Source organism: Caballeronia sordidicola, assembly GCF_001544455.2.
Taxonomy (GTDB): domain Bacteria; phylum Pseudomonadota; class Gammaproteobacteria; order Burkholderiales; family Burkholderiaceae; genus Caballeronia; species Caballeronia sordidicola.
In genome coordinates, this window is sequence record NZ_FCOC02000036.1 from 19,729 (window position 1) to 34,412 (window position 14,684).

The following is a 14,684-nucleotide window of genomic DNA, read 5'->3' on the forward strand; positions in this document are numbered from 1 at the left end:
GACATTTTCATGTTTCGTCGTTCACTGCTGGCCGTTCTCGTTACCGCTGTCACCGCCACGGCCGCTCACGCCGCCGACGTCAAGATTGGGGCGTCGCTGCTTACGCAACAACACCCGTTCTACGTCGAACTCGCCAACGCGATGAAAGCCGAAGCCGCAAAGGATCACGCGCAGATCGATATTGCGATTGCGAACCAGGACCTGAGCAAGCAGATTGCCGACGTGCAGGATTTCGTCACGAAGAAGGTCGATGTAATCGTGATCTCGCCGGTTGATTCCAAAGGCGTGAAAGCGGCGGTGCTGACAGCGGAGAAGGCCGGCATTCCGGTCATCACCGTGGATATCAGCGCGGCAGGTGTTGAAGTCGCGTCCCATATCGCCACCGATAACTACGCCGGCGGCCTGCAAGCCGGCGCGCTGATGTGCAAGGTGCTCGGCGGCAAGGGCAAGGTTGGCGTGATCGACTACCCGACGATTCAATCGGTGATCGACCGCGTGACGGGTTTCAAGAAAGCGCTCGCCGCGTGTCCGGACGTAAAGATTGTCGCGATCCAGCCGGGTATCACGCGTGCCGACGCGTTGAGCGCCGCGCAAAACATGCTGCAGGCGAATCCTGACCTCGCGGGCATCTTCGGTTTCGGCGATGACGCTGCAATGGCTGCAGCGGTCGCGGGCAAGTCGGCGGGGAACAAGGTGAAGGTGATCGGCTTCGACGGCATGCCGGAAGCGCGAGCAGCGGTCGATAAAAACCCGAACTTCGTTGGCGTTATCCGCCAGTATCCGGACAAGATGGGCGCGCTCGCGGTGGACACGGCGGTGAAAGTTGCCGCCAAGCAAACGGTGCCGAAGCTGCAGCCGGTGACGCCGGGGCAGTATCTGAATGCATCAGTGAAATGAATACCGCGTTGAAACCTCGCGCTGCTCAGGCTCTTCTTGAGCTTTGCGGTATCGCGAAGTCGTTTGGTCCGGTCGAGGCGATCAAGGACGTATCGCTGGTCATCTTGCCGGGCCGCGTGCATACGCTGCTCGGTGAAAACGGCGCAGGAAAATCGACGTTGATGAAGATTCTCGCGGGCGTTCACGCGCCTACGCGTGGCGAGATATTCATGAACGGCGCACCGGTTGCATTCGCCGATCCTGGCGAGTCGCAGAAGGCGGGCATTGCGATCATCTATCAGGAACTGAGTCTCGCGAAGAACCTGAGCGTGGCTGAAAACATCTATGCGGGGCATGAGCCGCGCCGTTTCGGCGTGGTCGATTTCAAGCGTTTATACGCACAAGCGCAGGTCTTGCTCGACGACCTCGGCATTGATATCGATGCAACCGCGCCCGTGTCGCGTCTTTCAATGGCGCAGCGTCAGCTCGTGGAAATCGCGAAGGCGCTGAGCCGCGATGCATCGCTTGTGATCATGGACGAACCCACGTCTTCGCTCAGTGACCGCGAGGCGGAAATCCTGTTTCATATCGTCACGAAGCTGACGGCGAAGGGCGCGGCTGTTGTCTATATCTCGCACCGGATGGACGAGATCATGCGCATCTCCGACGACATCTCGGTCATGCGCGATGGCCGCTACATCGCGACGTTGCAGAAGGATCAGACGAGCATTGGCGCGTTGATTGCAATGATGGTCGGCCGCGAAATGAACGACGTGTATCCGCGCCGCGAGACGCCTTATTTACGTCCGTCGTTGCCGTTGTTGAAGGTAAGCAACCTGACGTTGCCCGGCCTGTTCGAGAACATCAGCTTCCAGATTCACGCGGGCGAGATTCTCGGCTTCTTCGGCTTGATCGGCGCGGGAAGGTCGGACGTGATGAAGGCGTTGTTCGGCATTGGCCGGCCGAGCGGCGAGATTCTAATGAGCGGCAAGCGTCTCAAGCTGCGCAATCCCGCGCACGCGATTCGCGAGGGCATTGCGTTCGTGACCGAGGACCGCAAGCACGAAGGGCTCGTGCTGATGCATTCCATTGCGAACAACGTCACGATGGCAAGTTTCGAGGAGCATGGCTCGCGTTTTGGCATCCTGAACCGCCGCTTCGAACGCGATGAAACCGCGAACGCCATCACGCGCATGAACATCCGCGCGTCGGGTCCGTTTCAGGCCGTTGGAAACCTGAGCGGCGGCAATCAGCAGAAGGTCGTGTTCTCGAAATGGCTGGCGCTAAAACCCAAAGTGCTGATCCTCGATGAACCCACGCGCGGTGTCGACGTCGGCGCGAAATTCGAAATTTATCGGGTGATCCGGGAACTCGCGGCAAGCGGGACCGCGATCATTCTCGTTTCATCGGAACTACCGGAAGCGCTTGCCATGAGCGACCGGCTGGTCGTGATGCGTGAGAAGCGCGTCGTCCATGAATTCAGCGCAGCAAGTCCAACGCAGGAAGAAGTGATGTCGTACGCGACGGGAGCCACAACAGCATGAACCCGACTCAACTCAGCGGCGCGGCGGCGAAGCGGCGCACGCACGCAAGCGGCGTGTTCAATCGCGCACTCAAGCACTACGGCGGCATCGTTGTCGGCCTGATCGTGCTGTGCGGATTTTTCTGGGCGCTGTCGCCCAACTTCATGTCCGTGAACAACCTGCTGAATGTCGTGATGCAGGTGTCCATCATCGCGATACTCGGCTTTGGCATGACCTACGTGCTGCTGCTCGGTGATATCGACTTGTCCGTCGGCGCGACCATGGCGCTGGTCGGCACGGTCTGCGCGTTTGCGCTGGAGCATGGCGCGTCGCCGTTCATGGCCGTGCTCGCCGCCATGGGCACGGGGCTGGTTCTCGGCGCCATCAACGGTTCGCTGTCCGCGTTGCTCACCATTCCCTCGTTCATTGTCACGGTCGCCACCATGGGCGTGTTTCGCGGCTTCGCGTACCTGACGTCGAACGGCGTGCCCATTTCAATTGACAACGACGCCTTCGCTTTTCTCGGCAACGGCGCCGTGCTCGGCATTCCGCTGCCTATCTGGATTCTAGCGGTCCTGCTGCTGTTGAATCACTTCGTGCTCTCGCGTACCGTATTCGGGCGCAAGGCGTATCTGGCGGGCGGCAATCGCGAGGCGGCGCTGTACTCGGGTATCGATGTCGACCGCCTGCGGATCATGATCTTCATGATCTCCGGCTTGCTTGCGAGCATTGGCGGCGTGCTGATGACGTCGCGGCTTTATTCGGCGCAACCGAACGCGGGAATTGGTTATGAACTCGATGCCATCGCCGCGGCCGTGCTTGGCGGAACGAGCCTCTCGGGCGGTTATGGAACGATCACCGGAACGCTGATCGGCGCGCTGATCATTGGCGTCATCAACAACGGCATGAACCTGCTGAGCGTTCCCTATTTCTATCAACTCATCGTGAAAGGCATCGTGATTCTGGTCGCGGTGTGTATCGATGTTCAAACGAAGAAACGTCATGCCTAACTCAAACGGTGTTCCCTCGAAGGCCGGCACCATCGTCGCGATGGGCGAGATCCTGGTCGAGATCATGGCCACTCAAATTGGCCAGCGGTTTAGCGAACCGGGCACGCTGATTGGACCGTTTGCAAGCGGCGCGCCCGCGATTTTCATCGATCAGGTTGCGAAGCTCGGCAGCCCCTGCGCCATGATCGGCTGCGTTGGCGACGACGACTTTGGCGTGCTCAACGTCGAACGCCTGCGCGCCGATGGCGTGGACGTTTCCGGTATTGCCGTGCTGAAGGACGCGACTACCGGCAGCGCGTTTGTCACGTATCGCGAAGACGGCGATCGCGATTTCATCTACAACATCACGAACAGCGCGTCGGCGCAGTTGTCGGTGGCGAACCTGCGGGGAGACCTGCTCGCGAACTGCGGCAATTTCCACGTGATGGGGTCGTCGCTGTTTTCGTTCAGGATCATCGAGGCCATGAAACAGGCTATCGAAACGGTGAAGAAGAACGGCGGCACGGTCAGTTTCGACCCGAATATCCGCAAGGAAATGCTGCGGATTCCGGAGATGCGCGATGCGCTCGATTTCATCCTCGACTACACCGATGTCTTCCTGCCCAGCGGCCACGAAGTGACGCTGCTCGCGAGCGTGACGTCGGAGCGCGGCGCTATCGATGAACTTCTGAAGCGCGGCGTGAAGGAAGTGGTGGTGAAGCGCGGCGCACAAGGCTGCAGTTTTTTCGATGCCAACGGCGAGACGCATCGCCCGGCGTTCAAGGTCGAGGAACTCGATCCAACCGGCGCGGGCGATTGTTTCGGCGCGACATACATCAGTTGCCGCGCGCAAGGGAAGGACGTGGACACAGCGCTCAAATACGCGAGCGCGAGCGGCGCGCGCGCGGTCGGCGTGAAAGGCCCGATGGAAGGCACGGCGACCTTCGCCGAACTCGATGCGTTTTTGGCAAAGGCAACCACGGAGTGATGTCATGAATTCGATCGTCTCGCGTTTGAGCAATGCGCATCCGGCATCGGCCTGGCTCACGGGCATCTATTCGATTTGTTCCGCGCATCCGTGGGTGCTGGAAGCCGCCATGCGGCAGGCGCTGGAAGACGGGACGCCATTGCTGATCGAATCGACGTCGAATCAGGTCGATCAGTACGGCGGTTATACGGGCATGAAGCCGGCGGATTTCGTGGACTTCGTGCGCTCGATTGCGCAACGCGTCGGCTTTGCGCACGAACATCTGATTCTCGGCGGCGATCATCTCGGGCCGAATGCGTGGCGTCATCTGCCAGCCGAAGAGGCGATGAAACGCGCGAATGCGTTGATCGACGCGTATGCATCGGCGGGATTCACGAAGATTCACCTCGATACCAGCATGTCTTGCGCCGACGATCCCGAGCGTTTGTCGGACGCCGTGGTGGCTTCGCGCGCCGCCCGTTTATGCGCGGTCGCCGAAGCAGCGGTCAAGCGCGCGAGTCTGAGTGTGAGCCCGGTGTATGTGATCGGCACGGAAGTGCCGGTGCCGGGCGGCGCGGCGGAAGAGCTTGAAATCGTTGAACCTACCTCGCGCGATGCGGCTATTGAAACGGCGTTGGTCCACAAAAAAGCGTGGCAGGAACAGGGCGTGGAGGACTCGTGGCCGCGCGTGATCGCGCTGGTCGTGCAGCCGCGTGTGGAGTTCGATCATACGAAGGTGATCGACTATGTGCCGTCGCGCGCCGAGTCGTTGAAAAGTGCGTTGGACGATCTGCCCGGCATGGTGTTCGAAGCGCATTCCACCGACTATCAGACACCCGAAGCGCTGACGGCTCTGGTCCGCGACGGCTTTCGCATTCTCAAGGTTGGGCCGGGCGTAACGTTCGCTTTGCGCGAGGCGCTTTATGCTTTGGCGGATATCGAAACGCAGTTGATTCCGGAGAATCAGCGCTCGAATTTGCGCGCGGTCGTGGAGCGTGTAATGCTCGCGAAACCGGGCCACTGGGAAAAGTATTATCACGGCGATGCACAACAGCAACGCGTGTTACGCACGTACAGTTATAGCGATCGCGTGCGTTATTACTGGGCCGATCCGGAGATCACGAAGACTGCACAAAAGCTGCTGGATAACCTGAATGCGGTGATGATTCCAGAGAATCTTTTAAGCCAATTCCTGCCTGATCAATATTGGGCCGTGCGGCACGGCCAGTTGAAAAACGAGCCGCTCGCGCTGGTTCAGGATCGCGTGCGGCAAGTGATCAGGGTCTACGCGGGGGCGTGCCGATAGTATTAGCTAATTTGTCACGCGACGGTCGACATAGCGACCGTCCTCCTTCGGATCAAAGCGTCTTCCGTTTCTATTGATACGACATGGTAAATGTCGCTTTAGCGTTGGCCGATCCTGTGCCGATTGTGCCCGTTCGAATATAGCGCGCGGTTAATGGGACCGTAACCACGCCGCCTGTGGTTTGTGTGGGCGTCATCAGGAATTGCCCTCGATTCCCAACGACCGCTGAATCGGGACCGAAGACAATCGGAACTCCGTTGAACAGGATTTGATAGCCGATACCTCGAGCGGTCGATTCTGGACTTAACGATAACGTGGTGCTGTCATTTGCCGGCGTGCTTACATCCGTCAGAGTGGTGTACACCTTCAGACCTGGATCGCAGTTTAGACCAACGTTCAAATTGGTTTCACCGTCAGTCGATCCCACCTTCGGTAGCCGGTAAGTGTAGGTTTTTGGCATTGTCACGGCTATGGCGGGTGTAGTGACCGAGCAAGCTGAAACAGCGAAGGAGCCAGTTGCTACTCCCGAATAGACGTTGAACACAGCGCTTGACTCGGGTTGGTATTCTTCGATTGTGACGGGTGGTACCGCTGTCAGGTTTCCCGTTGGCGCAGGTCCTACTTTCATGAAATATGCGGAATATTTCAAGTTGAATATTTGCGGTACGCCCGGTGACGCGGCCGTCACCGTACAAGAAATGGTCCGGCGGATCTGTAACATCTGCGACGGCCATCCGCCGGAATAGGGCGTGCATTTTGTGTTGGGACCGTTTTCCGCAATGTATCTGACTGCTACGTCCGGAAGATTGGTTTGATAATAATTTGTGAATCCCGGTACTGCAACGCCGCTTGGCGCGTAGGTATAGACACTGAACGTGTAAGCCGTACCCGTGGACATGCAGCTAATGACGACGGTCGTTGAGTAAGGTGCGCTTTGCGTGTTGATTGCAGCGTCTCGCGGGAACACATTCGTAGGTATCGTAATGTCAGCGTTCAATCCTGTAATCGTGCACTGCGGCGTTGCCGCATTGACCGGCGATATGTGGCTTATCAACTGAAATAAAATAAACAGAGTAATTAACGAGTTCTTTAGCATTGTGGCTCTCGTAAAGAAAACAATGCGAAACTAGAACCTTCGCTGTTCGTTGATCGGTTGGACAAGTGTCTTGGCCTTCGCTTATTTACGGCGCCGACTACATAGCCGTGAGTTGATTGCAGTTTTATACATAATTCCGCAGCATAACTAAACGATGTTCCTTATAGTGCCGCGGTACCCTTTAGGTTTCCTGTAAATCCTATGCTGTTTCGGCCGTCGGCGCCACGGATTAATCCTTCCTGATAAAGACAGTTCCAGGAATGGCTCCGTATCGTTTCCAGGTTTCTTTTTTTAATGGATTTTTAACAGGTTTTCAAGGTATGAGGCGTGGCGAGTTGGCGGCAGCAAAGCAATTGCGATTGTTCCGTCGATCGAGCTTTTCTCCGTGCTTTAAATGCGAAGGTGCTTCATTGGCCATAACAAAAATCAGGCGCGAGCCGACCAGTCCGCGCCCGCTGCCGGTTAGCCGCGCCCAGTACTCCCAAACCCTCCCGCTCCTCGATCGCTGACCGGAAACTCATCGACAATATTGAACGTCGCCTGAACCACCGGCACGATCACCAGTTGCGCAAGACGTTCAAGCGGATTCAGCGTGAACGCCGTCGCGCCGCGATTCCAAGTCGAGATCATCAGTTGTCCCTGATAATCCGAATCGATCAGACCGACCAGGTTCCCGAGCACCACGCCGTGCTTATGGCCCAGACCGGAGCGCGGCAAGATAAGCGCCGCGTAACCCGGATCTTCGATATGAATCGCAAGCCCCGTTGGAACCAGCGTTGTCTGACCCGCTTCAAGCGTGATGGGCGCGTCGAGGCACGCGCGCAGGTCGAGTCCGGCGCTTCCCGGCGTGGCGTAGGCGGGCAGGTAATCGCGCATGCGCGCATCGAGGATCTTGATGTCGAGTTTCATGGGTTCTGTTTGTTGAGTTCGAACGCTTCAGCCAGCAGTTCGTAAGAGCGCAGACGCGCCTGATAACTTCCCGCAACGCTCAGCACGATCAGTTCGTTGGCATCGAAACGTTGTTGAAGTTCGTGCAGTTGTTCGGTCACGCGCTCCGGCGTACCAATAATGCTGCGATTCTTCTCGCGCGCAATCACGTTCAGTTCGCGTTCGCCGAATGCCTGATTTGCGCCCTGCGCAATCGATGGAATCGGCATGTTCAATCCGTAAGCCATCTGCACCCGGCGCAAATCCACGGCGCGTTCCAGCGCGGCGGCTTCGGTTTCGGTATCGGCGCAAATCACGAATACGGCGGCCGCGAGATAAGGTTTCGACCCATGACGCGATACAAACCGCTCGCGATACGCCTCCGCCACCCGATGCCCATATTGCGCATTGATGAAATGCGCGAATGCAAAGCGAATCCCCAATTGCGCTGCGAGCAAACCGCCAAAGTCGCTGGAACCGAGCATCCATAACTCCGGGCGCGTTTCGATTTCCGGCTGCAGCAAAACACCGTGCGCGAGATGATCTTCGGGCAGGGTGCCATCGAATAAACCAACGAGTTCGCCGACTTGCTGCGGAAAAATATCGCCGCGATTGTAGTCGCCTGCCGCGACCGCTTGCGCCGTGCGCATGTCGCCGCCGGGCGCGCGTCCCACGCCAAGATCCACGCGATTCGGGAACAGCGCTTCGAGCATCAGGAATTGCTCGGCCACTTTGAACGCGCTGTAGTAGGGCAGCATGACGCCGCCCGAGCCAATCCTCATGCGCTGCGTAATGCTGCCGATTCGCGCGAGCAGCACTTCCGGACAGGGATTCGATACACCCCGCAAACCGTGATGCTCCGCGCACCAGTAGCGCGTGTAGCCGAGTTCGTCGGCGAGGCGCGCGAGATCGAGCGTGGCCGCGATCGCATCGGCAGTGCTATGGCCGTGAATGACCGGCGTTTGATCGAGTACCGAAAGTCGTGTGGGCATGATGGTCTGACGGTTCAGGACAACAGCGATCCGCCGCGCGGCGCACGCTTTGCAATCTCGGCGATCAACAGGCGGGCCAGCAGTTTCTTGTCGGCGCGAGGCAGGCGCGTGATGCCCGATGCTTCAAACAGCACGACTTCGTTATCGTCCAGTCCAAACGTCAGCGGCCCGAGATTGCCGATGAGCAACGGCACATTCTTGCGCGCGCGTTTTTCTTCGCCATGGACTTCGAGGTTTCCGCTTTCCGCCGCAAATCCGACGCAATACGGCGGATTCGGCAAACGCGCAACGGTTGCAAGAATGTCCGGATTTTCAATGAATGTGAACGTCGGCATTGCGTGGTCCGCGGTCTTCTTGATCTTGTGCTCGCTCGCGTGATCGACGCGCCAGTCGGCGACCGCCGCCACCGCGATAAAAATGTCCGTATCCGCCGTGGCGTGCAATACCGCGTCGTGCATTTGCTGCGCGGTCTGCACATCTTCGCGATACACACCCCAAGGCGTTTCAAGCGCAACGGGGCCGGCCACGAGATGCACGTCCGCGCCCGCCTGGGCCGCTGCACGCGCCAATGCAAATCCCATCTTGCCCGACGATCGATTGGTAATGCCGCGCACGGGATCGAGCGGTTCGAACGTCGGTCCGGCCGTAATCAATACGCGGCGTCCTTGCAGAATCTTCGGTTGGAAAAACGCGCAAATGGCTTCGAACGTAGCCGATGGCTCGAGCATCCGCCCATCGCCCACTTCGCCGCACGCTTGCGCGCCGGAATCCGGGCCGAGCACCTGAACGCCATCGGCACGCAGTTGCGCGACGTTGCGCTGCGTCGCCGGGTTCTGCCACATCTGACGGTTCATTGCGGGAACGACGAGCAGCGGACAATCGCGCGCCACGCACAGAGTGGAAAGCAGATCGTCGCAATTCCCATGCGCAAGCTTGGCGATAAAGTCGGTTGAAGCGGGCGCGATCACGATTGCATCGGCTTCACGCGACAAATCGATATGCGCCATGTTGTTCGCGATCCGCGCGTCCCATTGCGACGTATAGACCGGCCGCCCGGACAACGCCTGCATGGTCACGGGCGTGATGAATTGCGTGGCGGCTTCGGTCATGACGATCTGCACCGTCGCACCCGCCTTCACCAGCAAACGCGTGAGTTCGGCGATCTTGTAGCAGGCGATACCGCCCGACAGCCCAAGTACCAGATGCTTTCCTGCGAGTTCTGCCGTGTCCAACGCTGCCTCCGTGAGTCTCGCCATAAGGCGGGTTACTTCGCTCCGCGCACGCGCCGCAGTTCATCGAATACGAGCAGCACCGCGCCGATGGTAATCGCGCTGTCGGCGAGGTTGAACGCCGGCCAGTGCCACCCGTTGATATGAAAATCCAGGAAGTCGATCACGTGACCGTAAGCCACGCGATCGATCACATTGCCAAGCGCGCCGCCCATGATCAGCGCAAGCGCCGTGCAGAACATCCGCTGCGTGCCGTGGCGCTTGAGCAGATAGCAGATCACGATAGCCGCGACCACGCCCAGCACCGTGAAACCCCAGCGCTGCCAACCGCCGGCGGCGGCGAGAAAGCTGAACGCCGCACCTTTGTTATAGACCAGGAACAGGTTGAAGAACGGCGTGAGCGCGTGCGGTTCGGCGTAGCTGAACACGCGGGCGACCGCGATCTTCGAGAGTTGATCGAAAAGAATCACGATCAGCGACACACCCAGCCACGGCGCGAGTGAACCACTGCTTTGTTTGGACATCGTTCGTGCCATTATGCTGCGCTCCGCGTTTCGCCATCGCCGAAGAGGTTGGTGATACAGCGGCCGCACAATCCGGGATGTTCCGCCGATGTCCCCACGTCCGCCTTGTAATGCCAGCAGCGCTCGCATTTGAGGTACTTCGATGCAATCACATCGACGCCTTCTTCCGCTTCGCTCGCCACTTCCAAAACCTGCGCCGCCGACGTGATCAGCACGAAACTGAGATCGGCGCCAAGACTCGTCAGCGCCTGATAGCGCGCGCCGCTTGCCCGCACCTCGACTTCAGCCTGCAGCGACGAGCCGATCAGATTGGCCGTGCGCGCTTCTTCCAGCGCCTTGGTGACGTCGCTGCGCGCCGAGCGGATCAGCGTCCACTTGTCGAGCAGTTCGCCGGCATCCGGCACCGGCGGATAGTCGTGATACACCTCGGTGAAGATCGTATCGCGGCCAGGTTGCAGGATCTTGTACGCCTCTTCCGCCGTGAACGACAGATACGGCGCGACCAGGCGCAGCAAGCCATGCGCAATGTGATGCAGTACCGTCTGCGCCGCGCGGCGTTCGCGCGAGTCGGGCTTCATGGTGTAAAGCCGGTCCTTCAGCACGTCCAGATAGAAACCGCCAAGGTCTTCCGAGCAGAAGGTCGCGAGCTTGGACACCACCGGATGGAACTCGAATTTCTCGTAGTGCGCGAGGACGTCGTCCTGCAGGTTCTGCGCGAGCGCGACGGCGTATTTGTCGATTTCGAGCCACTCTTCAACCGGACGCGCGTTCTTCTCAAAGTCGAAATCGGAGAGATTGGACAAGAGGAAGCGCAACGTATTGCGAATCCGCCGATACGTCTCCGTCACCCGTTTCAGGATCTCTTCGGAGATCGCGAGTTCGCCCGAATAATCCGTCGATGCAATCCACAAGCGGATGATTTCCGCGCCCAGCCGGTTCGACACTTCATGCGGATCGACGCCGTTGCCAAGCGACTTCGACATCTTGCGGCCTTCGCCGTCGACGGTGAAACCGTGGGTCAACAATGCGTTGTAGGGCGGACGGCCATCGAGCATGGAAGCGGTCAGCAGCGACGAATGGAACCATCCGCGATGCTGGTCCGAACCTTCCAGATACAAGTCCGCCGGAAACTGCAGCGAATCCTTGTGCGAGCCGCGCAGCACGTGCCAGTGCGTCGTGCCGGAATCGAACCAGACGTCGAGCGTGTCGCGGTTCTTTTCGTACATGTTCGCTTCGTCGCCGAGCAGTTCTTGCGGATCGAGCGTTTGCCACGCCTCGATACCGCTCACTTCCACGCGCTTCGCCACTTCCTCGAGCAGTTCGAGTGTGCGCGGATGCAGCTCGCCCGTTTCCTTGTGCACGAAAAACGCCATCGGCACGCCCCACTGGCGTTGACGCGAAAGCGTCCAGTCCGGACGGTTCGCGATCATGCTGTAGAGGCGCTGCTTGCCCCACGCCGGGAAAAACGCCGTGTTCTCGATGCCTTCCAGCGCCGTTTCGCGCAGCGTGCGCGACGTGTCGTTCGGCTTCACGTCCATGCCCGCGAACCACTGCGACGTCGCCCGGTAGATGATCGGCGTCTTGTGGCGCCAGCAGTGCATGTAGCTGTGCGTGTATTTTTCGGTCTTGAGCAGCGAATGGGCGCCGCGCAGCGCTTCTATGACCTGATCGTTCGCTTCCCAGATCGACAGGCCGCCAAAGAGCGGCAGCGATTCGATGTAACGGCCGTCGCCCATGACCGGGTTGATGATGTCCGAGTCGGTCATGCCGTGCGCCTTGCATGACACGAAGTCTTCCACGCCATACGCCGGCGACGAATGCACAATCCCCGTGCCGCTTTCGGTGGTCACGTATTCGCCGAGATAAACCGGCGCGGTGCGCTTGTAGCCCGGATGCGCCGCGCTCAGCGGATGATGAAAGCGCAGGCCGCTCAGCTTTTCGCCCTTCGTGGTCGCGATGGTCGAGCCGGTCACGCCGTACTGCTTCAGGCATTCGTCGACGCGATCCTCGGCCAGGATCAGCAGGCCCTTTTCTGTATCGACGAGGCTGTAGACAATTTCCGGATGCACATTCAGCGCCTGATTGGCCGGAATCGTCCACGGCGTCGTGGTCCAGATCACGATGCCGCCTTCCTGCTTCGGCAACTCGGCGAGCCCGAACGCCTGCGCGGTTTTTTCCGGCTCGGCGAAGGCAAACATCACGTCGATGGTCGGATCGGTCTTGTCCTTGTATTCCACTTCCGCTTCAGCCAATGCGGAGCCGCAATCGAAGCACCAGTTCACCGGCTTCAGCCCGCGAAACACGTAACCCTTCTCGAGAATCTTGCCGAGCGCGCGGATTTCGCCTGCTTCGTTGACGAAATTCATCGTCTTGTACGGGTTGTCCCAGTCGCCCAGCACGCCCAGCCGGCGAAAGCCGACCTTCTGCTTTTCGATCTGCTCGCTCGCATATTTGCGGGCTTTTTCCATCACTTCGCGCGCTGGCAGCGACTTGCCAAACTGCTTTTCGATCTGGATTTCGATCGGCATGCCGTGGCAATCCCAGCCTGGAACGTAGACCGCGTCGAAGCCAGCCAGATTGCGCGCTTTCACGATCATGTCCTTCAGGATCTTGTTCACCGCGTGGCCGAGGTGGATGTCGCCGTTCGCGTACGGCGGGCCGTCGTGCAGGATGAACTTCTTGCGGCCCTGGCTCGCGGCGCGGATCTTCTCGTAGATCTTGTTGTCCTGCCATTCCTTGACCCATTGCGGCTCGCGCTTGGGCAAGTCGCCGCGCATGGGGAACGGCGTATCCAGCAGATTGACCGGATATTTCGACTGGGGCTTTGCTTCTTTCTTGTTGCTCATGAATGACTCGATTTGTATTCGATGAAGCGGCGGTTCCGGACTGACGTGTTCGGGAACGGGCTTTGGGATGCTTGTTTTGGATGCTTAAGTTCGTAATGAAGCTCAAGTGCGTGGAGCGAGGCAGCGGGCAGCGCATCGGGCTTGGGCCCGGCGCTGCGCGCTCACCTAATTCGATCCGTGGCCGACGTTGCGAAACCGCTGTCGCGGCCGCTGGAATTCACGTCGGAGGCGAAATACGCGCGCGCGTTGGTCACGTCGCGGGCGATGGCCGCCGTCAGGGTTTCGAGGTCCACGTACTTTTCCTCGTCGCGCAGTTTTTGCAGGAACTCGATGCGCACGAGCTTGCCGTAGGCGTCGCCATGCCAGTCGAGCACGAAGGTTTCGAGCAGGACGCGGCCGGAATCATCGACTGTTGGCCGTATGCCGAGACTCGCCACGCCCGGCAGCGGCTCGGCTGCGAGTCCATGAACGCGCACGACGAAGATCCCCGCGAGCGCTGGCCGCTTGTGGGCGATCGGAACGTTGAGCGTGGGAAAACCGAGGTCGCGCCCGAGTTTTTGCCCGTGCACCACGTGGCCGCTGATGACATAGGGGCGGCCGAGCGCGAGGCGGGCGGCGTCCAGATCGCCAGCAACCAGTGACGCGCGCACGCCGGAACTTGAAATGCGGGCGCCGTTGAGGTCCGCGACGGTCGCCATTTGTTCGACTTCGAAGCCGTGCTTGCGTCCGGCCGCTTCGAGCGATTCGAAGTCGCCGGCGCGTTTCGCACCGTATCGGAAATCGTCGCCGATCATGACCCAGCGTGCGTGCAGGCCGTTCACGATCACATTTTCGACGAAGGTATCTGGCGATTGTCCGGCGAAGGTGCGATTGAAGTGTTCGACCACGACGCGATCCACGCCGTTCGTGCGCAGTGCTTCCAGCTTGTCGCGCAGCATGGCGATGCGTGGCGGCGCGCCGGCGGGATTGAAGAATTCGCGGGGATGCGGCTCGAAAGTCATCACGCAGACCGGGAGCCCGCGGGCATCGGCGGCGGCGCGGACGTGGGCGAGCAGCGCCTGGTGGCCGCGGTGGACACCGTCGAAATTGCCGATGGTTAGCGCGCAGGGCGCGCGGCTTTCGGCGTTGGGTAGGCCGCGGAAGACTCTCACGATAGCGATTGGGTCGGCGGTTAGGTGGACCGGGGCGCGCGGTGTGGGGGCGATTGGCGCACGAATGGCCGTGCGTGTGGCCAATGCGTGTTTCCCCGGTGCGTGTGCCGCAAAGCGTTCGATTATAAACGTTCAGGAGCAAGCGGGAGGGGTCCTGCTTTTTGCGCCTGCGCGCGTTCCGTGTTCGTTGATCCTTTTTAGCACTGTTAGCCACTGTCCGTGGCGGGACTTCATTTCTTTGTCCAACGGCGACAAAGA

At 59.6% G+C, this 14,684-nt stretch carries 12 protein-coding genes; 5 read left to right on the forward strand and 7 right to left on the reverse strand.

The genetic code is table 11. The annotated features are described in order from the left end of the window. Window positions 1-9 precede the first annotated feature (9 nt). From AWB64_RS29730 to AWB64_RS29750, 5 genes are read left to right on the forward strand one after another with little or no spacing between them, the layout of a single operon-like run. A complete protein-coding gene (locus tag AWB64_RS29730) occupies window positions 10-897 on the forward strand; it encodes a substrate-binding domain-containing protein (RefSeq protein ID WP_060858999.1) in 888 nt (295 codons plus the stop codon). Next, entirely contained in the window at window positions 894-2,420 is a 1,527-nt protein-coding gene (locus tag AWB64_RS29735; protein WP_060859000.1) for a sugar ABC transporter ATP-binding protein, read from the forward strand. Before AWB64_RS29730 ends, AWB64_RS29735 begins: the two co-directional genes overlap by 4 nt. Further along, window positions 2,417-3,409, forward strand: coding sequence for an ABC transporter permease (locus tag AWB64_RS29740; protein WP_060859001.1), 993 nt, complete (start codon window positions 2,417-2,419; stop codon window positions 3,407-3,409). Before AWB64_RS29735 ends, AWB64_RS29740 begins: the two co-directional genes overlap by 4 nt. After that, entirely contained in the window at window positions 3,402-4,376 is a 975-nt protein-coding gene (locus AWB64_RS29745; protein WP_060859002.1) for a tagatose kinase, read from the forward strand. The genes AWB64_RS29740 and AWB64_RS29745 overlap by 8 nt, the downstream gene beginning before the upstream one ends. 4 nt (window positions 4,377-4,380) lie before the next feature. Beyond that, a complete protein-coding gene (locus AWB64_RS29750; protein ID WP_060859003.1) occupies window positions 4,381-5,661 on the forward strand; it encodes a D-tagatose-bisphosphate aldolase, class II, non-catalytic subunit in 1,281 nt (426 codons plus the stop codon). A 70-nt stretch (window positions 5,662-5,731) separates the two neighbouring features. Here AWB64_RS29750 and AWB64_RS31235 read toward each other — a convergent pair whose 3' ends face one another. The 7 genes from AWB64_RS31235 to AWB64_RS29780 all read right to left on the reverse strand — a co-directional run bounded on the left by AWB64_RS31235 (window position 5,732) and on the right by AWB64_RS29780 (window position 14,426). After that, window positions 5,732-6,757: a fimbrial protein gene (locus tag AWB64_RS31235; protein ID WP_075643379.1), complete on the reverse strand. Its 1,026-nt coding sequence runs from the start codon at window positions 6,755-6,757 to the stop codon at window positions 5,732-5,734. A gap of 462 nt (window positions 6,758-7,219) precedes the next feature. Beyond that, on the reverse strand, window positions 7,220-7,666 hold the full coding sequence (gene dut / locus AWB64_RS29755; protein ID WP_060859004.1) for a dUTP diphosphatase: 447 nt from the start codon (window positions 7,664-7,666) through the stop codon (window positions 7,220-7,222). Continuing rightward, window positions 7,663-8,676, reverse strand: coding sequence for an LLM class flavin-dependent oxidoreductase (locus AWB64_RS29760; RefSeq protein ID WP_060859005.1), 1,014 nt, complete (start codon window positions 8,674-8,676; stop codon window positions 7,663-7,665). The genes dut and AWB64_RS29760 overlap by 4 nt, the downstream gene beginning before the upstream one ends. A 14-nt stretch (window positions 8,677-8,690) precedes the next feature. Beyond that, window positions 8,691-9,908, reverse strand: coding sequence for a bifunctional phosphopantothenoylcysteine decarboxylase/phosphopantothenate--cysteine ligase CoaBC (gene coaBC, locus AWB64_RS29765; RefSeq protein WP_060859006.1), 1,218 nt, complete (start codon window positions 9,906-9,908; stop codon window positions 8,691-8,693). Window positions 9,909-9,940: 32 nt separating this feature from the next. Next, a complete protein-coding gene (lspA, locus tag AWB64_RS29770) occupies window positions 9,941-10,441 on the reverse strand; it encodes a signal peptidase II (protein WP_060859007.1) in 501 nt (166 codons plus the stop codon). After that, the gene (gene ileS / locus AWB64_RS29775; protein WP_060859008.1) at window positions 10,441-13,275 is read right to left on the reverse strand and encodes an isoleucine--tRNA ligase; all 2,835 of its coding nucleotides are present in this window, start codon (window positions 13,273-13,275) and stop codon (window positions 10,441-10,443) included. Before ileS ends, lspA begins: the two co-directional genes overlap by 1 nt. 161 nt (window positions 13,276-13,436) lie before the next feature. Next, on the reverse strand, window positions 13,437-14,426 hold the full coding sequence (locus AWB64_RS29780) for a bifunctional riboflavin kinase/FAD synthetase (protein ID WP_060859009.1): 990 nt from the start codon (window positions 14,424-14,426) through the stop codon (window positions 13,437-13,439). Window positions 14,427-14,684 lie beyond the last annotated feature (258 nt).

What these genes read in the sequence shown, in the direction of transcription:
- AWB64_RS29760 (WP_060859005.1), bottom strand. Translation starts at nt 8,676, where the DNA reads ATGCCCACACGACTTTCGGTACTCGATCAAACGCCGGTCATTCACGGC.
- dut (WP_060859004.1), bottom strand. Translation starts at nt 7,666, where the DNA reads ATGAAACTCGACATCAAGATCCTCGATGCGCGCATGCGCGATTACCTG.
- AWB64_RS29735 (WP_060859000.1), top strand. Translation starts at nt 894, where the DNA reads ATGAATACCGCGTTGAAACCTCGCGCTGCTCAGGCTCTTCTTGAGCTT.
- AWB64_RS29730 (WP_060858999.1), top strand. Translation starts at nt 10, where the DNA reads ATGTTTCGTCGTTCACTGCTGGCCGTTCTCGTTACCGCTGTCACCGCC.
- AWB64_RS29745 (WP_060859002.1), top strand. Translation starts at nt 3,402, where the DNA reads ATGCCTAACTCAAACGGTGTTCCCTCGAAGGCCGGCACCATCGTCGCG.
- lspA (WP_060859007.1), bottom strand. Translation starts at nt 10,441, where the DNA reads ATGGCACGAACGATGTCCAAACAAAGCAGTGGTTCACTCGCGCCGTGG.
- AWB64_RS29750 (WP_060859003.1), top strand. Translation starts at nt 4,381, where the DNA reads ATGAATTCGATCGTCTCGCGTTTGAGCAATGCGCATCCGGCATCGGCC.
- AWB64_RS29740 (WP_060859001.1), top strand. Translation starts at nt 2,417, where the DNA reads ATGAACCCGACTCAACTCAGCGGCGCGGCGGCGAAGCGGCGCACGCAC.
- AWB64_RS31235 (WP_075643379.1), bottom strand. Translation starts at nt 6,757, where the DNA reads ATGCTAAAGAACTCGTTAATTACTCTGTTTATTTTATTTCAGTTGATA.
- ileS (WP_060859008.1), bottom strand. Translation starts at nt 13,275, where the DNA reads ATGAGCAACAAGAAAGAAGCAAAGCCCCAGTCGAAATATCCGGTCAAT.